This is a genomic window from Candidatus Gracilibacteria bacterium, assembly GCA_010119145.1.
Lineage (GTDB): Bacteria > Patescibacteriota > Gracilibacteria > BD1-5 > UBA6164 > JAACSU01.
Map to the genome: position 1 here is coordinate 132,031 of JAACSU010000008.1, position 22,968 is coordinate 154,998.

Annotated in this window: 19 protein-coding genes; 14 read left to right on the forward strand and 5 right to left on the reverse strand. The window is 29.4% G+C overall.

The window, feature by feature from the left end:
• Positions 1-4 precede the first annotated feature (4 nt).
• The 4 genes from GW846_04690 to GW846_04705 all read right to left on the reverse strand — a co-directional run bounded on the left by GW846_04690 (position 5) and on the right by GW846_04705 (position 4,469).
• Positions 5-922, reverse strand: coding sequence for an undecaprenyl/decaprenyl-phosphate alpha-N-acetylglucosaminyl 1-phosphate transferase (locus tag GW846_04690; protein NDK10054.1), 918 nt, complete (start codon positions 920-922; stop codon positions 5-7).
• A gap of 243 nt (positions 923-1,165) precedes the next feature.
• Positions 1,166-1,735 carry a hypothetical protein gene (locus GW846_04695; GenBank protein ID NDK10055.1) on the reverse strand — a complete coding sequence of 190 codons (570 nt, stop codon included), beginning with the start codon at positions 1,733-1,735 and terminating at the stop codon, positions 1,166-1,168.
• A gap of 52 nt (positions 1,736-1,787) precedes the next feature.
• Positions 1,788-3,020, reverse strand: a complete 1,233-nt coding sequence (locus GW846_04700; protein NDK10056.1) for a serine hydroxymethyltransferase — start codon at positions 3,018-3,020, stop codon at positions 1,788-1,790.
• A 168-nt stretch (positions 3,021-3,188) separates the two neighbouring features.
• Entirely contained in the window at positions 3,189-4,469 is a 1,281-nt protein-coding gene (locus GW846_04705) for a S41 family peptidase (protein ID NDK10057.1), read from the reverse strand.
• A 401-nt stretch (positions 4,470-4,870) separates the two neighbouring features.
• Here GW846_04705 and GW846_04710 point away from each other — a divergent pair, with 401 nt between their 5' ends.
• The 9 genes from GW846_04710 to GW846_04750 all read left to right on the forward strand — a co-directional run bounded on the left by GW846_04710 (position 4,871) and on the right by GW846_04750 (position 14,677).
• The gene (locus GW846_04710) at positions 4,871-5,119 is read left to right on the forward strand and encodes a hypothetical protein (GenBank protein NDK10058.1); all 249 of its coding nucleotides are present in this window, start codon (positions 4,871-4,873) and stop codon (positions 5,117-5,119) included.
• A gap of 3 nt (positions 5,120-5,122) precedes the next feature.
• On the forward strand, positions 5,123-5,368 hold the full coding sequence (locus tag GW846_04715; GenBank protein NDK10059.1) for a hypothetical protein: 246 nt from the start codon (positions 5,123-5,125) through the stop codon (positions 5,366-5,368).
• 17 nt (positions 5,369-5,385) lie between these two features.
• Complete coding sequence (locus GW846_04720) at positions 5,386-6,747, forward strand: hypothetical protein (GenBank protein ID NDK10060.1); 1,362 nt, start codon at positions 5,386-5,388, stop codon at positions 6,745-6,747.
• Positions 6,748-6,758: 11 nt separating this feature from the next.
• The gene (locus GW846_04725; GenBank protein ID NDK10061.1) at positions 6,759-8,036 is read left to right on the forward strand and encodes a hypothetical protein; all 1,278 of its coding nucleotides are present in this window, start codon (positions 6,759-6,761) and stop codon (positions 8,034-8,036) included.
• Positions 8,018-9,418 carry a leucyl aminopeptidase family protein gene (locus GW846_04730; GenBank protein ID NDK10062.1) on the forward strand — a complete coding sequence of 467 codons (1,401 nt, stop codon included), beginning with the start codon at positions 8,018-8,020 and terminating at the stop codon, positions 9,416-9,418. Before GW846_04725 ends, GW846_04730 begins: the two co-directional genes overlap by 19 nt.
• Positions 9,418-10,107, forward strand: a complete 690-nt coding sequence (locus tag GW846_04735) for a ComF family protein (GenBank protein NDK10063.1) — start codon at positions 9,418-9,420, stop codon at positions 10,105-10,107. Before GW846_04730 ends, GW846_04735 begins: the two co-directional genes overlap by 1 nt.
• A 136-nt stretch (positions 10,108-10,243) precedes the next feature.
• Positions 10,244-13,087 carry an excinuclease ABC subunit UvrA gene (uvrA, locus tag GW846_04740; protein ID NDK10064.1) on the forward strand — a complete coding sequence of 948 codons (2,844 nt, stop codon included), beginning with the start codon at positions 10,244-10,246 and terminating at the stop codon, positions 13,085-13,087.
• Positions 13,087-13,965: a UDP-N-acetylmuramate dehydrogenase gene (gene murB, locus GW846_04745; protein ID NDK10065.1), complete on the forward strand. Its 879-nt coding sequence runs from the start codon at positions 13,087-13,089 to the stop codon at positions 13,963-13,965. The genes uvrA and murB overlap by 1 nt, the downstream gene beginning before the upstream one ends.
• Before the next feature lie 4 nt (positions 13,966-13,969).
• On the forward strand, positions 13,970-14,677 hold the full coding sequence (locus GW846_04750) for an rRNA pseudouridine synthase (protein NDK10066.1): 708 nt from the start codon (positions 13,970-13,972) through the stop codon (positions 14,675-14,677).
• Positions 14,678-14,679: 2 nt separating this feature from the next.
• Here the strand turns inward: GW846_04750 and GW846_04755 are convergent, their stop codons facing one another.
• Entirely contained in the window at positions 14,680-15,360 is a 681-nt protein-coding gene (locus GW846_04755) for a hypothetical protein (GenBank protein ID NDK10067.1), read from the reverse strand.
• Between the two features lie 84 nt (positions 15,361-15,444).
• Between GW846_04755 and GW846_04760 the strand changes: the two genes are divergently transcribed.
• The 5 genes from GW846_04760 (at position 15,445) to GW846_04780 (ending at position 22,753) form a co-directional block, all read left to right on the forward strand.
• Positions 15,445-18,072: a DEAD/DEAH box helicase gene (locus GW846_04760; GenBank protein ID NDK10068.1), complete on the forward strand. Its 2,628-nt coding sequence runs from the start codon at positions 15,445-15,447 to the stop codon at positions 18,070-18,072.
• Positions 18,073-18,162: 90 nt separating this feature from the next.
• Complete coding sequence (locus tag GW846_04765) at positions 18,163-19,011, forward strand: hypothetical protein (protein ID NDK10069.1); 849 nt, start codon at positions 18,163-18,165, stop codon at positions 19,009-19,011.
• A gap of 8 nt (positions 19,012-19,019) precedes the next feature.
• On the forward strand, positions 19,020-20,291 hold the full coding sequence (locus GW846_04770) for a hypothetical protein (protein NDK10070.1): 1,272 nt from the start codon (positions 19,020-19,022) through the stop codon (positions 20,289-20,291).
• 2 nt (positions 20,292-20,293) lie between these two features.
• A complete protein-coding gene (locus GW846_04775; protein NDK10071.1) occupies positions 20,294-21,565 on the forward strand; it encodes a type II/IV secretion system protein in 1,272 nt (423 codons plus the stop codon).
• Positions 21,566-21,580: 15 nt separating this feature from the next.
• On the forward strand, positions 21,581-22,753 hold the full coding sequence (locus GW846_04780) for a type II secretion system F family protein (GenBank protein ID NDK10072.1): 1,173 nt from the start codon (positions 21,581-21,583) through the stop codon (positions 22,751-22,753).
• Positions 22,754-22,968: the final 215 nt, after the last annotated feature.

Genomic DNA, 22,968 nt, shown 5'->3' on the forward strand with positions numbered 1-22,968 from the left:
ATATTTATTTTTTAAATTTAATTTTTTTAATCCTATCAAGCACACTCGATAAAAACAGTACAAAAAGAGTAATTACTCCAAACACTATAATTTTTCCAGATTTATCTAAAAATAGAGATGTTATCCCAAATAAAAAACTGAGAGAAAAAATAAGTACTAATATTTGAGTTCATCAAAGTCATACGTCTAGAAGACGATGATGAAGATGTGTAAAATCTCACGTAAGTGGATTTTTTCAATTCCATAGTCTTCGAATAATAACATACATCGCATCAACCGCATAAATACCAAATACTGCTAATACCGTAGCTACTTTTCAGCCAGATATAATCGCAAGAGTTGCCAACATAAACGCGAGAAACATCGTTCCAGAGTCTCACATGAGTATCTTTTCTTTGAGATCAAAATAAAAAAAAGGAATAAGTGCCCCAATAAGTATCAGACTCATCTGCATAATAAATATAGCATTTATCTGTCCACCAGCATAGGTATCTGTGAGATATAACTTGAGCCCGAGCAAGAAAAGCACAATAAAACATATCAGTGACAATCAGGTTGTATTTCAAGGTATACCATCTGACCAGTTGAGTGCATTAAATACAAATACATACCAAATAATGGTAAAAATGAGTGGTACTATATAAACTTCAGTTTGAAATAAAGAAAATGAAAGTGTTTCTAAATCTATGATACCTCCGAAAATATTACTTACATATCAAATTTTTATTGAACTTATTCATATAGTTGCTCCTATGAGGATTTGAATAAAAAGTCTTATTTTTGGACTAAGCGAGATTCTATCATCAAAAAAACTTACAGCTGTAATCAGCGCTCAAAACATCCAAACGAGATAAAGTTTATATTGGTACTCTATAAAGAAAAAACTGACAGAAAAAAACACTATAAAAAAAATTATTCCCATACCATATGGAATCGGATTCCTATTCTTTCAATATTTTTTAGGATTGTCCAGTATGTCAAAATTATAGAATAACTTTGAAAAAGCCAATATTAGCAGATATGATAGACACAATGAGAACACGAAAGCAAATATGTATGTCAACATGTCTATAATAAAATCAACTAAAATTAATTACTGTCTCGTTCAATTCTCCTATCTGATTCTCAAATATAGTATTCAGCAACTTTATAAAGTGAAGTTTATTTATTTGAAACATATATCAGTAATTCTTGATTTGATTTTCAATGGATGGTCTACATATGTTAAACCTATAACTGATGCTGATTCTTCATCCTCTAAACCGATTTGCATATTCTCAGTAAAATCTGTAATAATGTCTATTGAGCCATAAGAAAATATATTCTCTAAAATTGAGTTTCTTTCTATCTGTATTGATCGTATCCTGTTTGCAGGAATTTCTTTAATAGAACTTTTTAAAATTCATTTTTGTTTATACGTAGTGATTCAGTGAGGGTCTACAATAGCAAAATCATATAAGTACTTTAATAATTTATGAAAAGGCCGAAACCATATTATGAGGAACCATACTATTGCAAGTGGATAGATAGCAAACATCATCCAATCATTTTGTGCTAAAAAAAAACATCCTATGAGTGCTAAAAGCACTAATACAAAAAATGGAAAAAGCACTCGAATTAACAAAAAGTAATGACTCCTATGAATCACAAAAACTTTATCAGATGAATACTTCAGAATTTTCTCCTCAAGCATTCTATCTCTGAACTTTGTGTCAAAATTTGAAAAAATTTTCATTGCAAAGTCTCATAAAATAAATAAAGTTATTTTTTCTTGTTACAGTTTTTATTTAAGTATAAATAGGAAATGACATAGAGAGTTTTTTCACTTCTTGATTCAATCAATTGAGAATTAACTCATTTTCATGATTTTTAAGAGCAAGTGCAAATATACGAGCTATTTCTTTCATTTCTGTTTCTTTCATCCCTCGAGTAGTAGCTGCAGGAGTTCCTATTCGAATTCAAGATGGATCAAGTGGTTTTCTAACATCATAAGGAACCATATTTTTATTCACTGATAAACCAACATGCTCGAGTGCTTTTTCAGCCTGTTTTCCAGTTATACCAGTACTGGCAAATACATCTACTAACATAAGATGATTATCTGTTCAGCCAGATACTATTTTGTATCAAAGATCTTGTAAACTAGTAGCAAGCATTTGAGCATTTTTAACAACTTGTGTTTGATAGACTTTAAAATCTGGTTTCAATGCTTCACCAAAAGCAACAGCTTTTGCAGCAATAAGATTCTCGTGAGGCCCTCATTGAATCCCAGGAAAAACAGCTCGATCAATAGCTTTCGCAAACTCTTTTTTGCACATTATCATTCCACCTCGTGGTCATCTAAGTGTCTTGTGCGTGGTAGTTGTGACAACGTCACAATACGGAACTGGATTTTCAATGATACCAGCAGCTATAAGTCCAGCTATATGAGCAATATCAGCCATCAAAATAGCACCACATGCATCAGCAATTTCCCTAAATCGCTTCCAATCTAAATTTCTTGAATACGCTGAAAATCAAGCAATTATCATCTTAGGTTGTGTTTCTAGAGCTAATTTTTCAAGCTCATCCATATCCATTTCTTCAGTTTCTTTATTCAAGAAATAAGGAATTATGTCATAGAGAATACCAGAAAAATTCATAGGGTGTCCATGAGACAGATGCCCCCCTTGATCAAGTGAAAAACCAAGTACCTTGTCACCAGGAGTGAGAAGTCACATATATACTGCCATATTTGCTGGACTTCATGAAAGTGGTTGCACATTTACATGTTCAGCTCCAAATAGTTCTTTAGCTCTACTTATTGCAAGACTTTCTACTTCGTCTATAATTTTACATCCTCCATAATACCTTCTTTCTGGGTATCATTCAGCATATTTATTTGTTAGAATACTTCCATTAGCTTCTAAAACATCTAGAGAAACATAATTTTCTGAAGCAATAAGTTCTATTTCATGGTCTTGTCTTTCAGCTTCTCGTTGAATCATAGAAGCAAGAATAGGGTCATTGTGAGATAACATAGTTTTTTAAATTACAAAAATAAATAGTTTATAAGAACTATTTATTTTTGGAAGAAAACGAGTTTCTGAATTTGTGTGTAATTCATAATTATAAATTCAAAAATTAATCTAAGAGCTTTAATTTATGATAGTTAAAATTAGAGATATTACAAATATATGTAGTGTTTTTTAGTCTTCTTTTATGACTTCTCAAGTTCAAGTTTCTATCTTGTTTTTTTCATATTGCTCTACTGTGAGTCAAATAGAGTTTTTCTCAATATAGCTTTTAAGAACTTCTTTTGCTGTTTCAAGCTGTCTATCATACTTATCTTCGTAATCAGCTTCTTCAAAATTTACTTCTATATCAGGAACAATACCTTCAGCGTCAATATTTACTCATTTTGGAGTAAACCATTTTGCTACCGTGAGCTTTAACATACTTCCATCTTCAAGATCAAATGGTTGTTGTACTGATCACTTTCCATAACTTTTTTCTCCAACAAGAATAGCCTTATCATAATCCTTGAGAGCTCAAGCTGTAATTTCAGAGGCTGAAGCAGAATTTCAATTAATCAATACCACTATCTTTTTTTCAAAGAGACTCTCAGAGCCAATTGAGAAATAACTTTGGTCAAAAAATGAGTCTTTATATCTCGTTTTTACGAGTACTTCTCATTCAGGTATAAATTCAGATAATATTTGCACAGCACTTTGTAAAAATCATCCTCCGTTATCACGTAAATCTATTATAAGTCCATCAACTCAGGCAGCTTGAACATCAGCAAGTGCTTTTGAAAATTCTTCCGCTGTTGTGTCTCAAAAGAGATTTAATGCAATGTATCAAATATTGTCTTCTTCAAAAAATTTCTGTTCTATTGATGGAATATGAATTTTATCTCGTACAACCGATATATCTAATGTAGATTCTGATTCTGGTCTAAGTAAAGTGAGAGTTACTTGACTTCAAGCAGGACCCTTAATTTTTTCAACCGCATCATATAAATCGAGTTCAGATATAGTTTCTCCATCTACTTGAATAATTATATCTCAGGCTCTAATGTCATATATTTTAGCAGGAGACCCCTTCAATATTCTCTCAACTAACACTCAAAGTGGGACTTTTTCTACAACAGCTCATATTCATTCAAAGTCTCAAGAAAGAGCTTCATTAAATTTTTTATTTATTTCAGGATTCATAAATTCAGTATGTTTATCTCATAGGGCAGATACCATCCCTGCAATAGCTCCTTCTACAAGGTCTGATTTTTGAACATCTCCAGCAGAAAAATATTCTTCATCAATGATGGAATATACATCCCAAAATTCTGTCATATCTAAGGATCGATTATTCGTATTAAGCGAATATTCCTGAGTTTTTCACAATTGAGGAAAATAGATATTGGCTATTTGAAAGCTTACAAGAGCTCATAGAATAAAAGATGTTAAAAATACGATGAAAATTTTCTTCATTTGTTTACAAGTTTACAAAAATATTATGTTTATTATCTCTCAGTTCATTTTTATTTTTTACATTTTTTACTATATGTTTTTTGCTTTTAAAGCAAGTCAATATCATTTTAAAATATATGTTAAAAAATTGTTTGAAACAACATAGAACTATGTCATAATCACATTATAGTAGAGTTTTCAAGTAAGCATCATGTAAGGAAACTGTAAGAATTTAGCTTAGATGCTTATGAAAAGTTTTTAACAATTGTTATTATTACTACTACTATATTAATAATTTGAATATATATATAATATATGCTAAGATATATGTGAAAAAGTATTTTATAAAAAATAATATTATGCTGTTCTCATTTTTACATAAACAGAGAGATATAAAAAAACAAAAAAGAATTATAGAAACTATGATATCTTCTTTAAATATTTCTCCAGAACAAAAGGACCTTTATTTTCAAGCAATAAAAATAATGAACCAACAAGAATGCGAAAATCTCTATAAGAATCTTATTCATTTTATTGAAAAAGTAGAACTCAAAGAAATTGAACAAATTAGAAAAGAGAGTTTTTGAAATATTTCTGGTATGAGAAAAAAAGAAATTGAAGAAAAGGCTCAAGAAATGAATAGTTTTTCGTTTTTACTTAATAATCTTTAAATTATGGAAAATAATGAATTACAAGTACCAATACAATCAAAACCAAACTTAGAATCAATTGTAAAAATTGGAAATGAAAAGCTCAGTGATTTAAATGATTTCATTGATAAAAAAATACCTGAAATTGATTCATTTTGTGAAAGAAATAATACAGCTATGCAAATGTTTTGTGAAAGTGAAAAAGGGTTTAAGAATCTCATATTGAAATATTGAGACGTTCCTAAAAAAGATTTAAAAGTGAAAAAATAAGTTAAAATAAAAATACAATGCAAAAATATAAAATAGTTGCATCAAAGTCTCAGAAAAAATATACAATTATTGTTTCTGCAGATTCTCAGGCTGAGGCAAAAGAGAAACTCCATAAAGAGAGTTACTCTATTTTATCTATTTCTGAAGTGACAAAGAGTGATATTGAATGACAAAAATTTATTTTTCAAATAGAGACTCAAGGAAATATAAAAAACGGAATTATAGTTTGAAAAGATATATTTAAAGTATATGTGAAACTCAGGGATGAGATGTGATATAAGGTAATTTTTTTGTATCCAGAAGGTGATGAAGCACATAATAATGCAGAAAAAAAACAAAAAATTATTGATCAACTTGAGCATGGTTTTGAGCTCCAAAAAGAAACAATTAAATCTCAGGATATAAAAAAAGACAATGATGAAACATTTATTTTTAAAAAAGAAATTCAACAAACTCACGATTTAGTAGAAAAAGTACTTTCAAAAATTGATGTGATTTTGACTGATTCAAAATATGCAGGTCTTAATCCTGATTTTAAACTGAAACTTGAATCTATATATGAGAAACTACTCCATTTAAGAAAATCTACAAATATTGTAAAACTCAGAGATATTTCAGAATTAGCATTACAAAAAATTGGTGAAATAGAATTGAAAGTTGTGGAATCAAATAAAGATTCTGAATCAAGAGATCTTCTTCAAGGAACGAATGATTTACTGAAAAAACTCTGATCACATAAAAAATTTATTGAAGCTGATAAAGATATTAAAAAAATAATAATGAGTTTTTTTAGTGATTTAAAATTTCCTTCTAAGTTCTTATCTCAATGAAAATTAAATTCAAAATCAAAGAAAGATGCTCTCATCGATACAAAATCTTATAGTTTTTTAAAGACATCACTTCTTCTTGAAAAATATAAAGAAAAGCTATCAGAAAATAGTAAAGAAATAAGGAAAAATATAGTTTTATTTATAAATCCCTTCAATAAATCTGAGAAGAAAGAAAAAATACTTTTAAAAAGAAAAGTAATTCAACAAAATATTTCAATTTTAAAAGCTAAAAAGACCTGAAATATTAGTTCTTATACTTCAGTAAAAAAATGATATAGTAAAACTCTAGAATTATTACACTCATTTTTTTTAAGTCAATCACAATATGCACTAATACTCATACTTTTAATTAGTATTTTATTTTTAAGTGTTGTTAATTTTTGAATTCTAAATACAGATTTTTCCAAAAATTATATAAATTTAGTAACAGGAATACTCATGCTATTTTTTGTATATTACTTTTCAATTAGCTCTAAAAATATTTTTCTGATAATTATAAATATTGTATTTTTCTTTTTTCTCTTTATATTTTTACAAGTTAATTTCTAGAAAATATAAATATGAAATTTTTAATTTTTCTCTTATGAATTATTTTTTATTTCATATTTTTTTTGTTTTCACTAGAAAAACAAAATGCATACAACTCAATCCTATGAAGTCTTTTTATAGAAGCTCATATATATATAGCCACATCACTAATATTTGTTTTCTTTTTATTCGTATCCTCTAGATCAAATAAAGAAATTGCACCTCGAGATTCGGAAATTGAATCGTCATACAGATTTGATGTTTCTAAAAAAGATATATATGTTTTTGTTAAAATATTTTTCACTCGAATTGTTTATATTTTAGCAATATTACTATTCTACGTATGAATTTGACTCATTTTTCAAGTCCTTCTTTGAAGCTTTCAACTACCTATCATATTTTTACTCTTTAATATACTTGTTTTAGGTCTTTTCTTCGTAGAACATAAATTTATAGTATTTCAAGATTTTTTGAGAATTAATACTGGTATTATTTCAGTATATTATATTTTTCTCCATATATTTTATATATTAGGCTGAACTATTACACTCTCATTTTTTGATGTTCTAAATATAATTTTGTTATTTGTCCTATTTTTTTTCTTTCTTAAAACAGAAAGAAAAAGTCAGTATAAATATCTCATGCAAAGTTATGTAATTGCTTTTGTATTTCTGGAAGTACTCGTTACTTTGAAATATTTCTTTTCATTTCAAGCAAGTCTATATGCAATAACGAGCTTAGTTTTCACATTGATATTTTTTATAAATCCAAGAGAACTTTATAAATATTTTAAAATTCAAATATTTTTAAGTAGAATTTGGGGAATTATTTTTTCTTATTTTTTCCTTATATTTTTAAGCATTTCTCTATTTAATATTAATTTTGTAGTGCTATTACTCTCTCTCAGTTCATTTATTTTGTGATACATACTTTTAGAATTTCATAAAAAATTTCAAAATTATATCAGTCTTTTTTGAGCGAGTTATTGATATTTTATTTGAATGTTTTGAATATTTCTTGCTCTTTGAAAATGAGATTTTGTACAAAATTACACCACTATTTTTCTCTATATTATTTCTGTAGTGTACTTAGTTTTTGATATGCTACGTAAAGATTCTCATATTTTTGATAGTTATTTTTTTCATGTTTTCTCTTTGCTTGTCAATCTTAGTTGTGTCATTTCTTTCTTCTTTTTTATAGATTTTTCTATACTGAGTGTAGCGCTCTTTCTCATAGGAGAATCTCTCTATTTTTTCTACTCTTATTTTTCAATTCGTAAAACAGCTAAAAAATGATTCACTATCTCTTAAAATCTCAAGATATCTCAACTTGAAATATTGTTTGTGTCTTAAATAACGAAAATCAGTTACAGGTTTTAGATTTTTTAGGATTACAAGATACGATTGTAAAAGATATTAAAAAACATCTCAAGAAAAAAGAGTCTATAAATCTTGAATATTTTTTAGGTGGAAGAAAATATTCTAAACTATTTATTCTAATAGATTTAGAACAAAGTTCTCATAGCAGCGTTTTGTTTCTTTGAAAACATTTTCCTAAACTTCCAGATGCTCTTTCATTAATCCTGCCAGAGTCTCAAAATATTGTTGATATAGTAGAGTTAGCTCTCTTGTCTCGCTACAGTTTTCAAAATTATCTATCTAAAAAAACACCTAAAGTTTTAGAGCTTGTAAGCACTATTGAACAAAAGAAAGTTTTACAAAATTCTGAGGAGAAAGTAAAAAATATTTTTTTAGCTAGAGACTTATGAGAGACTCCAGCTCATGACCTCACTCCAGAAATCTTTGCATGAATTGTGAAAAAAAATAAATTTAATCATATAAAAGTAAAAGTATTAACATACAAAGATATTCAAAAAAAATGATTAGGTTTAATCGAGTGAGTATGAAAATGAAGTGTAAACAAACCATACATGGTCATATTAGAACACATTAGAAATAAAAAAAATCCAATTACTGGAATTATCGGAAAATGAGTCACGTATGATACCTGATGAAACCAAATAAAGCCATGAGACTTTATGTATGATATGAAAGGAGATATGTGAGGAGCTGCAGTAGTGTATAGTCTTATGAAAGAGATAGACAGACAGTATAGTGACAAAAACTTTGTAGCATGTCTTATGCTGGCAGAAAACGTTGTTTCTAGTAATGCCTATAAACCATCTGATATTCTAAAATGATATACGGGAAAAACAGTAGAAATTATACACACTGATGCTGAGTGAAGGCTGGTCTTAGCAGATGGAATATCGTATATAGGAAAGAATTATAAAACTCAAAAAATGATTTCTATCGCAACTCTTACCTGAGCTTGTATGGTAGCACTCTGATATAGATATGCCTGAGTAATGGGCACAGATGAAGAATTAATCTCGCAAATAATTGAATACTCAAAAACGAACTGTGAAAAATATATACAACTCCCTTTCGACGATTATTTTGTAGAAAAAACAAAATCAAAAATTGCCGATTTTAATAATCTGGAGAGATCAGTTCATGCTGGAAGCTCTATGGGTGCAGCATTTTTATATAATTTTTTAGAAAATAAAGAAAGTTACACACACATAGATATAGCTGGAGCCTATATAAATGAGTGAGAAGCATACGGTAAAATGCCAAAATGAATGACAGGATTTTGAGTTGAAAGCCTTTCAACAATACTTTTAAAATAATGGATATAAAAAAACATATTCTCTCACTCTTTGAAAATAAAAAGTGTTATTCTTGTCAGCAAGATTGACACTTTTTTTGTCCTAAGTGTGCCAATGATCTTGAAAAATATAGTCCATATTGTTATGTTTGTAAAAAATATTCAAAATGATTTATGATACATGAAACATGTTCTCAATATATTCCTAATATCTCGAGTATTGTGGTTCTTACCCATTACAAATATCCGATAATAAAAAGGTTATTAAAGCTATGAAAATATTATAATAAACCATGAATTTATTGAGATATAATTGATTGAAATAGAGATTTTTTTATACAGGAATCTCAAATTCAAAACAGTGTACTTATTCCTGTCCCTATGCATTTTCTTAGAAGATGGAAACGCTGATATAACCAATCGTATATTATATCAAAAGAATTATCTAAAAATTTAGATGTATCAGTTAATACGAAACTACTTAAAAAAAATAAGTATTCTAAGCAGCAATCAAAACTCAAAGCTTCTCAAAGAAGTAAAAATCTAAACGGAAGCTATAAATGTAATCCTCAAAAGAATATAGATTTCAAAAGTCATATTTATCTTGTAGATGATATAGTATCAAGCGCTTCAACGCTCGAAGAATGCGCCCTCATCCTGAAAAAAAGTTGATACAAAAATATCTCTGCAATCTGTTTAGCAAGCGATTAATTATTGCGGTCTCTCAAGGCTCTTTGAAGGAAACAGTGTCAGAGAAAGCATCTTGAAAGAAATGAACATCTCAAGACTTGCACAATCCTAAAATTGATTACAATGGGATGTTAGATTTTAAGCCTAACTTTTCTCTATGTCAAAATTTCTCGAACTCAAATGAGCTAGAACCCATAATCTTAAAAATATTGATGTAAAAATCCCTAAAAATACCATGACGGTTATTACTGGTCTTTCTGGGTCTGGAAAATCTTCACTCGCATTTTCAACTATTTATGCAATCGGGCAGCAAAAGTACCTAGAGAGTCTTTCAAGCTACGCACGTATGTTCGTGTGAAATAATAAGGATGAAGCTCTCTATGATGAAATTATTGGCCTCTCACCGACTATTTCTATTGACCAAAAGACTACAAACAGAAATCCAAGAAGTACTGTTGGAACTATTACAGAAGTATATGATTATTATAAGCTCTTATTTCTCAATATTTGAGATCGTAAATGTGTGAATTGTGGACACAAAATTCAGAAAGATTCTATGAAGGACATCATAGAATATATTTCAAAGTTTGACCTTGAAACGAAATATTATCTTACTGCCCCAATCCTTAGGAACATCGATTGACTCACAGTTGAAAAAATTAAAAAAGAGATACTGGATGCTTGATTTATAAGATTTTTACTAAACGAGAAAGAATATAATGTCAATAATGAATTTGAACTCCCGAAATGAAAAATTTCAATTCAAATCATGGTTGATAGACTTGTGGTAAAAGACTATTCTACTAATACTAGTTCTGACACGAAAAGGCTAAAAGACAGTATAGATGTAGCATATAAAGTAGGAGATGGACAACTTACTGTATATCTTCTTGATCAAGAAGATACTGAGAAGCGAGACTTCTCACAAGTTTTTGTGTGTTCACATTGTTGACATATTCCTGAAAAACTCAGTATTTCTTCATTTAGTTTCAATTCACATCATGGAGCATGTCCTGAATGTCATGGACTTTGAGAAAAAATGGTCTTTTTAGAAGAGAGTATTGTAAATCCAAGACTGAGTCTTGCAGAAGGAGCTATTTTACCTCCTGGATTTTGAAATTATTTTGAAGCATTGATTCAAGAAGTGGGGAAAAAACATAAAATAAGAACTAATGTTCCATATTCTGAACTTAGTGATGAAGAGAGAAAAAAAGTAATGTATGGAACCTGAAGTGGACAATTCACTGTAAATTTTGTCAGTGAACAATGAAAAAGAAATACGTATAATTCAAAATTTGAAGGGGTTATTAATACACTTATGAGAAGATATTATGATGGTTGAGTAGAAAGTGGAAATTATGACGATTATGTCACTAATGTTAATTGTCCAACGTGTGATGGGTATCGTCTTGCGAAAGAATCACTCAGTGTATTTATTGATGGAATACATATTGGACAATTAACGGATTATAATATCCAAGATACTCAAACTTTTTTTAAATGATTAAATCTATCTTCAGAACAACAAAAAATAGTTGAAAAAGTGAAAAAAAATATATTAGAGAGATTAGAGTTTTTAGAAGGAGTAGGACTTTGATATATGACGCTTTCTCGTAGGTCAAATACTCTTTCTGGTTGAGAAGCTCAAAGAATTCGACTGGCAACTCAAATTTGAGTGAAATTAGAAGGTATTATTTATGTTTTGGATGAACCATCAATTTGACTTCATCCAAGAGATAATGATATGCTAATAAAAAATCTAAAAAAACTTAGGGATGTTTGAAATACGCTTATAATTGTCGAACATGATGAGGATATTATGCGAGAAAGTGACTATATTATAGACGTTTGACCTGGAGCTTGAATTCATGGATGAAATATTGTAGCTACTTGAAACTTTGAAGAGATTTGCAACAATCCAAATTCAGTAACTTGACCATATTTAAGTGGAAGAAAACAAGTTGAGATAGAAAAAAAAGAAAGAACTATTAAAAAATTTCTAAGTATAAAGTGAGCTTCTCACCATAACCTTAAAAACATAGATGTAGATTTTCCAATTTGAAACCTGAGTGTTGTAACGTGAGTTTCTGGTTCATGAAAATCAAGTCTAATAAATGATATATTAGCTAATTATCTTGCAAATACACTCAATAGAGCCTCTAAAACAGTTGGAAAATTTGAGTCTATTACGTGAACTGAAAATTTTGATAAGGTACTTGTTATAGATCAATCCCCTATTTGAAAAACTCCACGTTCAAATCCTGCTACCTATACGTGAGTATTTACATTTATTCGTGAAGTTTTCGCTTCAAGTTATGACTCAAAACTCAGATGATATGCACCTGGTAGATTTTCTTTCAATACACGAGATGGTCGATGTCCAGAATGTGATGGTGATGGTGTCAAAAAAATAGAGATGCATTTTCTTCCTCCTGTTTATACAACATGTGAATCTTGTGATGGAAAGAGATTTAATCCTGAAACTCTTGAAATTAAATATAAATGAAAGACTATTGCAGACATACTTGAGATGACTGTAGAGGAAGCGTTTGATTTTTTTCACGCTCATCCAAGAATAGTGAAGATACTGTGAGTCTTGAATCAAGTTGGACTTGGTTATATTGGACTTGGACAATCGTCAACAACCCTTTCAGGTTGAGAAGCTCAAAGAATTAAGCTTGCCAGTGAGTTATCAAAACGATCTACCTCTAAGACTATTTATATATTAGATGAACCTACAACGGGACTACATTTTCAAGATATACAAAAACTTCTTAAAATTTTAGAGTCTTTAGTAGACAAATGAAACACTGTTATTGTCATCGAACATAATATGAATGTTATTATTAATGCTGATTATATCATTGATATTGGACCAAATGGATGAGATAGTGGTGGACAATTAGTTGGGATGTGAAGTGTACAAGAAATCAAGAATAATCCTGAAAGTTTTACAGGTCAGGCAATCAAAAAATATGAGCAACATTTTAAAAAATGATAATGGATATTTTACAAAAAAACGTAGACATAACAGAATTATCAAATTATAAAACTCCAGCTATTACTGAATATTTTTTTGAAATTAATTCTGAAGAAGATATAGACAATATCTTTAATATTTATAAGTGGGCATCAAAAAAAGATATTCCAGTCTTAATAGTGAGTTGAGGTACTAATATGTTGTTTGCTTTTGATATATATCCATGAGTTATAATCAAAAATAATCTCTCTTGATGGACATATAATACAGAAACTAAAATACTAGAAACTTATTCTCAAGAGCTTATTTGGACAATAGCATTTGAGCTAGAGGATAGGTATAATCAAGACTTGTGGCATAGATTTATAGGACTTCCCTGAACGGTATGATGAGCAATATATTGAAATGCTTGATGTTTTTGACTTGAGACTGAAAATAATTTTTTAGATTGTAGACTTATAAATCTAAAAACTTGAGAAAAGTTGATACTTCAAAAAGAAGAAATGAACTTTGAGTATAGAGATTCTCTCTTAAAGCAGGAGAAGATATATTTTATAATAGATGCGAGATTTGATCTCTCACAAAAAATTGAAAAATATCATAGTGATGTCGATAATATAGATTTTAGAGACAATAAACAACCAAAATGAAATAGCTGTTGAAGTTTTTTCAAAAATCCTAATAAAGAAATTTCAGCTGGAGCATTGATCGAAAAAGTTTGATTGAAATGATATGCAATTTGAGGTGCATATTACTCTCAACAACATGCAAATTTTCTTATGCATGATGGACATGGTACATATAAAGATTTGATTCAACTTATTGAACTTGCACAAAAAAGAGTTTTCGAATCAACAGGGATCCAGTTAGTAAATGAAGTACAAATAATAACAATATAGACATATGACAATAATGCGACTACAAAAATACATGAGTCAGGCTTGAATCTGTTCTCGTAGAAAAGCTGAAGAATACATAAAATTGGGACAAGTATTTATAAATGATAAAGTTGCAGAGCTATGACAATCCATAGATTCAGAAACAGATTCAGTTCGTTTGTGATCCCAGGCTCAAATGAAACAACAGGAGTTTGTCTATTATGTATACAATAAACCTAGAGGCATAGAAACTACCTGTGCTCAAAAATGAGGGAGTTCAATCATAGATGTAATAGACATACCTGAAAGAGTTTTTCCAGTTTGAAGACTTGATAAAGAATCTACAGGACTTATTGTTCTGAGTAATGATGGAAGAATGACAAACTATTTGACACATCCTCGTTATTGACACGAAAAAGAATATGTCGTAGAGACTTTTGGTTCCCTTGGAGATGAGCAATTAGAATCTATGAGACATTGAGTAGACATCGAATGATATGTTACGAAAGATTGTCATGTTGAACGTATAGCAGCCTGAAAATTTTCAATTGTTCTGACAGAGTGAAAAAATAGACAAATCAGAAGAATGGTAGAATCAGTTGGAAGTAAGGTAAAAAAACTAAAAAGAATTAGAGTTGAAAACCTCAAGCTTTGAACACTCGTTGAATGAGAGTATAGAAAATTTAAAAATTCTGAAAAAGATCAACTTTTTAAAAAATTGTGAATTAAATAAATTTAGAGAGTATTTTTTAATATTTTGATTTCATTTCTAATATTTTTTATAATACTCTGAAAATAAAATTGCATTTCTTCTTGATGTAAGAACGATTTTTTTGAAAAAGATTTTATCTTATTATTTTCATTTTGGATTTTTATCAGTGAAGATACAAGAGTGATATCCGAATTAGTGAGATCATTTTTGTTGACTAAAGGTGCAGACAGTTTTTCTATCATTGAATCGAGAATTTTAGCTATTCTATTAGCTACTAAAGAATATTTTTTTTGTTTTTGAGTAACGATAATTTGTTGTTCAATTTGTTCCTGTTCAATATATCATTTCAAGCGGGTATTCAGGACTCTAATATCGGAAACAATGGTATTCATTATTTTATTCGATTCTTCTTCACTATATTCTCAGTTTTTTATTTCATAGAGTTGAGAAATCATTAAAAATAGTTTTTCATTAGCTCGTATCATAACTTCACTTTCTTGTGTTTGTACTTGGTTATAGAGCTTGTTTATGTTTGTTTTGTACTTCGATACATAACTTTGGAGTAATTGAGCTTCGGAATGAGTGCTTGAAGAAATTGTAAACTGATTATTTTCTTTTTTGCTTATTTCTGCAGCATTTAAACTATCTGAACTTGCTCATGTTAAAAATACAGTTAGTATAATGATAAGAGATACTTGCTTCATGTTTTTTAGCGTGAGTTAATTGATTGTATTATATTGCAGTGAGCAAATTAAGCAATCAGATTTATTAATAATTATCATTTTGAAATGTTCATAGTACTTGATTTAGAAACAACTGGTTTATTGGCAAAAGAAGATGAAATTATAGAGATTGCTTGTGTGAAGATTGATAGAAAAACATTTTTAGAAGTTGACAGATTTTCGAGTTTTGTGAAGTCTAAAAAAGAAATTCCTGAGTTCATCTCACAAATAACAAATATCTTTAGTGAAGATATTAGTAATGCTCCGGAATTTAAAGATATTATTGATGATGTTCAAAACTTTATTGAATGATATCCAATTATTGGTCATAATATTCAATTTGATATTTGATTTTTAGAAAGCCATTGAGTGAATGTTTCTAAAAATCCCAGCATTGATACATTTTTTTTGGCAAATTTTTTATGTTCTGATGAAAAATCACTAAATTTATGATATTTGTGTGAAGTTTTATGAATCGAACTTCAAAATGCTCACAGAGCATTGGATGATACACTCGCAACAGCTGAACTTTTTCGTAAATTAATAGCTAAGTTACAATCAAGTTCGTATGAGTATTGAGAATATCTTTATTATTTTTTGGACCAATGTGGAGAATCAGGAATAAAAATATTAAAAGATCTTTATTTGCAAAAGCCGGAATTCGTATTGAGTTCTGAAGAATTTGTGGAAAAATATATTAAAGATTTATCAAATAATATACACGACATTCAAGACATTTCTATGTCTAAAGTAAATGAAAACTTATCTGATTTTCTTGAGAAAATACCTAATTTTGAGCTCAGAGACTCACAAAAGTCTATGCTCGACACAGTGGACAAAACTCTTAGTAATGGGAAGAAATCTCTTATAGAGGCTCCAACGGGAATTTGAAAGACTTTTGCATACTTACTCCCGGCTCTTCAGTATTCTCTTAATTTTTGAGAACAAGTTCACGTATCTACAAGCACAAAAGCACTTCAAGATCAGATTTTTTATAAAGATTTAGCCTTTCTTAAAACACACTTTCCTCATGAATTTTCATATACAAAACTGAAATGAAAACGAAATTATTTATGAGTAAGTTCTCTTCTAGAGTTTATAGATCAACAATGAATTTTATCGAGTTCACATTGCTCGTTTTTACTCAAAATTGTATTATGGAGTATAAAAAGTGAATTTGGAGAACTGGATGAACTTGATTTTTACTGAGAAGAGTTTAGTCATATATCAGAAATTCATGCTTGAAATGGATTTATTTTAAGTGATTCTAACCCTTTTAAACTTCAGGAATTTGCTCACAGAGCGCGTTTGAGAGCTAAGTCAGCCAATATAATCATTACAAATAATCATATTTTATTTCAAGATATAGCTTCTGAGTGATCGCTTCTTGGATGAGTTCAAAATCTTATTATCGATGAAGCACATGTTCTGGAGGATGTTGTTACTAGTTCGCTTAAGAAAACTGTCAATTTTCAACTGATTCAGAAATCATTTCAAAAAATTGAGAAAAAAATACAGAAGTATAAGATTTCTGATTTAGAAATAGATGAAGTAAAGCAAAAAATCCTGTATGAGAGCGCTGAATTGTTTTCTTTTTTTGAATGAGAAATATTTTCAAAATTTAGTTCAGGAGCCCAGTACAAAATGTTGTTATTGAAACAAGATTTTTTTGATGCCCATAAGGATCTATCAGAACTTGCAAAAAAAATAATTTATTCTATTCAATGACTCATAAAAGAAATAAAAAGCTTAGATGAATCTATTTCTCAAAAATTATCTCAAGAGATGCAAGAGCTTCTTAATATCAAGGATATTTTTCAAACATTTTTTGAAAATAGAGATATGTCAGAATTTATATATTATATGAGTTATGATGACACTAGAGGCCTACAACTCCATACTACTGTATTGAAACCTGGAAATTTTTTAGAAGAGAAACTCTGGTCATCACTCAAAAGTGTTATTCTCACAAGTGCAACCTTGCAGTTGAGTGAAGATTTTTCATATATTCAATGAGTGTTATCGCTTGATGATTTTGATACATTTGTACTTCCCTCAGATTTTGATTATCATAAACAAGCCCTTGTTTATATACCTCAAGATTTAGGCAGTATTAAAAATAATTTACCTGAAATTATAGATTTTCTTGCTGATTTCTTTAGAGTTGTAAAAGGAAGAACCCTTATGTTGTGTACAGCTTTTTTTGTTATCAGAGAGATTTATACGAAGTATAAGATTATACTTGAACGTGAAAATATAAATTTATTAGCTCAATCTATCAGTGGTAGTAAGTATAAGCAAATAGACTTTTTTAAAAAGAATCCAGAAAACTCAATTCTTTTGGGAACAGATACCTTTTGGGAGTGAATCGATATTCCATGAGATGATTTAAAATATCTCCTCATTCATAAAATCCCCTTTAGTGTTCCAAGTGACCCTATTTTTCAAGCGAGAAGCCAATTATACAAGGATAGTTTCAGTGAATATGCTATTCCTAAGTCTATTTTGAAGTTGAAGCAGTGATTTTGAAGGCTGATTCGAACAAAAAGTGATACTTGAATTATAGTTTTTTTAGATGATAGAATTTATTCAACCAAGTGGTGAGAAAAATACTATCAAGCCTTCCCTAAGGATATCAAAATTCGATACTGATCCAGTCAAAAACTTATAGATTTATTAGATAAAAGTAAGTAATAACATTTTTTAAATAATGTAAAGAACTAAATTTTGTATCTTTAGGTAATTATATGCTAATATAGTGTATATTACTTCTTAGTTATACAAATGAGCCAAGAAAAACAAAATCAAATAGAATCTGAAAATATATTCGATGAATTTTCACAATCTGAAAATCTTATTGAAGAAGTGAAACATACAGACGAAAGTTTTAAAAAGGACAGTTTCTATTATCTTTCTATTATTACTAAGTCACTTATATTACTAAATATATTTGTCTTTTTTATGTTTGTATTGTGATTTTCTTATATATTTGTTCAAGAAAATACCTCAAATAAAGAGTATTCATATTTAAACCAAGTTTGCTGATTAATTGTATGAGAGGTACATAAAGATATTAATAGCTGCCGCAGTGTGAGTTCACTATTAATATCATATAAAAATGATGTAGAGACCTTAAAAATTGACCAATCAAAAACAATATTACCCCTTTTATGAGATGCATATGCCATTGAGAATTTCAATTTTTCAAAAAAAGTTCTCTTTTTGCTAGAGAAAACAGAAAAACGAACTCAGCCATTGGATATCTTAGCTGCATTTGATGCAATCAAACTTCAGTATGAACCAACTGATAAAGCTGAAATTAGCTGTACAAACATCCAAATATCAGCAGGTGATATAATGAGTCTGAGTTGTGAAGCTTATTCATCAGATTGGGATACAAAAATAGTAAGTTTAAATTCTGGAAATATTAGTCAATCAAAACGTTGATGAACTTCCATTTCTAGAGCTGCAAGTTTTATGAATTATATTGAAAATGCCAGTGATTCGCCATTTAGTATTATTGAAAAAACTGAGATATTAAATTCTCAAGAAGTAAATGAGCCACCTTATACACAGAAAACAAGTTTTCAGATACAATTACAATACAATAAAAAAGAATCAGTATTATTTTAAAAGAAATTATGAAACAAACACAAAGAATGCGAAACGCAGTCATACAGTGACTGATACTCAACAGTGTCATACTTATTATCTTTCTATGAGTGGGGGGCTTTATCCTTCTTCCTAGATTCATTGCAGTAGAATGAATGAAAAAAGATTTAAATATTACGGCTACCACGTATAAAAATTTTCAAAAAAAAGGTATATCTTTTACGGATTTGAAACAATCACTGCAAAGTGAGTCTCTGAAAAATGATTCTTTCTCTAAAAATTTAGTGAAAAATATTGATGAGAGCTTTTATAATAATGTATTTTCCAATACCTGATCTAGTGATTTTATATCATACCTTTGAGAGCTTAAAATAAAGCTCAATGACAAAAAAAATTCAAGTGATTATATTACCAAGGACAAACTCATTTCACAACTTATTCCAGTATATGCTAAGAATAAATCACAAGATGTTACCGAAGTCAATGATTTTGATTTTATTAACCATGTTGAAAATCTCATTTATAGCTTTAATATCGACTCACAATGAGAAATTTGAGTTTGAGAAATCCAACAATTAGAAACAAAAACGAGCAATACGAAGGAAAAAGAAAAAAATAATCTTGATGAAAATATTTATAAAATACCGCTTTCTTTAGATGTAACATGAAAAAAATCTGACGTTGCTAACTTTATCCATTATTTTGAAAAAGTTGCAGCAATTGAAATTAATGATGATTCCTTCAAAGTATATGATGATAATTTCATACAATCTTCTGTTTCTAGTAGTAATGGAGTAACAAAAAATAATATATATGAAAATCAAGTAGCTGATATATCTCTCATAGAATTTCCTGAATATCCAGATTCTTCAAATATTAAAAGCAATAATGACCTTATAACTCTCATGAAGACCTCACAATGAGAGCAGAGATACTCGGCACGAATCAATATAAATTTCTATGTTGCAGGTATCCCAAGTTATATTATGCAATCTAGCATAGTTTCACTAGGGGAGTCTTATAGTTCTCTTTCAAAAGATATTCTTCAAGCAAGTAAAAAATATTCTCTCCAGTCATCAAAATTTACTACCTGAGATAAAATCCAAGCCCTCAGTACTCTTAATTCTTTAAATCAACTTACAGAAGAGCTGAAAGACGAAGTTCAAGTACTTCAAAAGTCATTAAGTACCACAACAGATATGTATAAGGTATATGAAGAAGCTATAAATCTACAAACTAAGATTGATAAAATTAAAGCGAGTTACGAATCTACTATAGCAATACTTTCACTCAATAATTAATTATGAACTATTTAGAATCACTTGAAGAATTAAAAAACTTAGTGTACAAATGAGATAACGTCCAGAAAATTTGTGATCTCATTATTGCTACTTGAGTTTTATGAAATGCTTCTGATATACATGTTGAGCCATTAAGTTCTTATGTTCGGCTGAGGTACAGAATTGACTGAGAATTACGAGAGATTCTAGAATATCAGTCGTTTCTTCATACCTGAATCATTGCGAGATTCAAAATACTCTCAGAACTCAAAATTGATGAATCTCGTGTTCCTCAGGATGGGAGAATTAGTAAAACTATTGATAGTAAGCCACTTGACCTCAGAGTATCAACTCTTCCAACGGTCCATTGAGAAAAGATAGTAATGAGAATTGTTGACAAGTCTAAAAAGATTCCTGAACTTGGTCAATTATGAATTGAATGAAAGAACCTGAAACTCCTTATAAAGGCAATAGATCTTCCAAACTGAGTTATACTGACGAGTTGACCAACAGGTTCAGGTAAGTCCACAACGCTGTATTCAATTCTTACTATCTTAAACAAACCAGATATAAATATTATGACACTTGAGGATCCTGTAGAAAATCAAGTTGATGGTATCAGTCAAAGTCAGGTGAAACCTCAAATCGGGTATACCTTCGCAAATGGTCTGAGAACAGCCTTAAGACAAGACCCAGATATTATCATGGTATGAGAGATGCGAGACAAAGAAACCGTTGATATTGCCATTGAAGCTTCATTGACATGACATCTTGTATTGTCCACTATCCATACAAATAATGCTTCTGAGACTATTACACGTATACTCAATATGGGGGTACAGCCATTTCTTATACCAGCATCACTCAATATTGTTATTGCTCAAAGACTTATCAAAAAATTGTGTCCAGAATGTAAGCAGGAAATGAGTATTTCAGAAATAGACAAAATTACGCTGAAAAATATAAAAAATTCACTTTCTATTACTCCTAAAGATGAGTTACAGGCCAGAGTATCTGAAGAAACGCTCAAATCACCAAAATTCTTTAAAGCAGTTGGTTGTCCGGCTTGTGAAAATAATTGATATAAATGAAGAGTCTGAATCTATGAAATGCTTGAAATTACTCCATGAGTGAAGGATATGATTCTTAAATGAGAATCAGCATTTAATATAAATAGACAAGCTGTACTAGATGGGATGATTTCATTGGAACAAGATGGTATAATAAAAGCTCTGCAATGAGAAACTACTCTTGAAGAAGTCTATAAAGCATCTAAAACACAAAACGAAATTTAAATATAAAACACGAACATGGAAGATATTATCATTTTATGAGAAGAGGAAAATAAGGAATTTAATATAGATTCTCTTTCTTCACACAACAAAAAATCAAAAGATTCTATGACTTTCATGGATAATTTAAATGCGTTTGTTTCATCTTTCCAGAAAATTCATACAAAAGATAAAATTATCTTCTATCGACTTATGTCGACTATGTTGAATGCTGGTATGACGCTTATAAAGTGAATCTCAGTGCTCGAGAAACAAGAGAAAAATCCACTTTTTAAAAAGATGCTCTGAGAAATGATAATATGACTTCAGGAGTGAAAAAATCTTTCCGATTGTTTAGATGTATACCCATCTTCCTTTAGTGAAGCTGAAATCTGAGTTATTCGTTCAGGAGAAAAAACCTGAAAATTGAATGAGGTTATGACTTCGTTGGCTGATCAAGTAGAAAAAGTAGCTTCTATAACATGAAAATTAAAGGGAGCACTTATATATCCTGCAATGATTATGTTAGTAGTACTTTGAGTTATTGCTGTTATGATGATTGTGGTAGTTCCTAAGCTTCTTGAAATTTTTGAGGATAAATCAGCTCTTCCTCCATCAACACAATTATTAGTATTTCTTTCGGATTTCTTTGTATGATATTGGTATTTGTTGATACTTTTTTGTATTATTGTTTATTTCAGTATTACATTTTATAAAAAAAGCCCAAGTTGAAAATATAATTGGGATTCTTTTGTTCTACATGTACCTATTTTTTGAAGTATAGTAAAAAAAGTAACCCTTTCTAAGTTTTCCAGAGTATTTTCAGGTCTGATGTCATCTGGAGTTTCTGTCGTTGAGTCACTTAAAATAGTATCGGAAGCTGTATGAAATGAAGTTTATAGACAAAGAATATTACTACTTTTAGAAGATGTTCGTAAGGGGATGAAGATGTGGGAATCACTTGAATGAGACAAACTATTTCCTGATATAATGGTGCAAATGATTCAAGTAGGGGAACAATCAGCCAAATTAGATGTCACGATTATTAAGGTTGCTGACTTCTATGATGAACAGGTCGACACCATGGCAGCGACTCTTAATAAATTGCTGGAACCGTTCATTATAGTATTCCTCGCAGTAGTAGTTTGATTTATTGCAATCGCTATCATGCAGCCTATTATGAACCTCGCAGATACTGTTTCTCAAAGTTAAAACAGTGTTAAAATGCTTGCTAAAAAAATTCCTATAGTTCGGAATTTTTTTGTGTGAAGAATAAGTGAAATGCTGGTGTAATAGTTGCATTGACTCAAAAATAGATTACTATATATCTCGTTAAATATTGGTCCTTAACATGACTTGAAATTTCAAAAACTTTACATAAATAGTAGAGCGAGACTTTAGTTGTATTGAAAAACCGTAGAACAGGG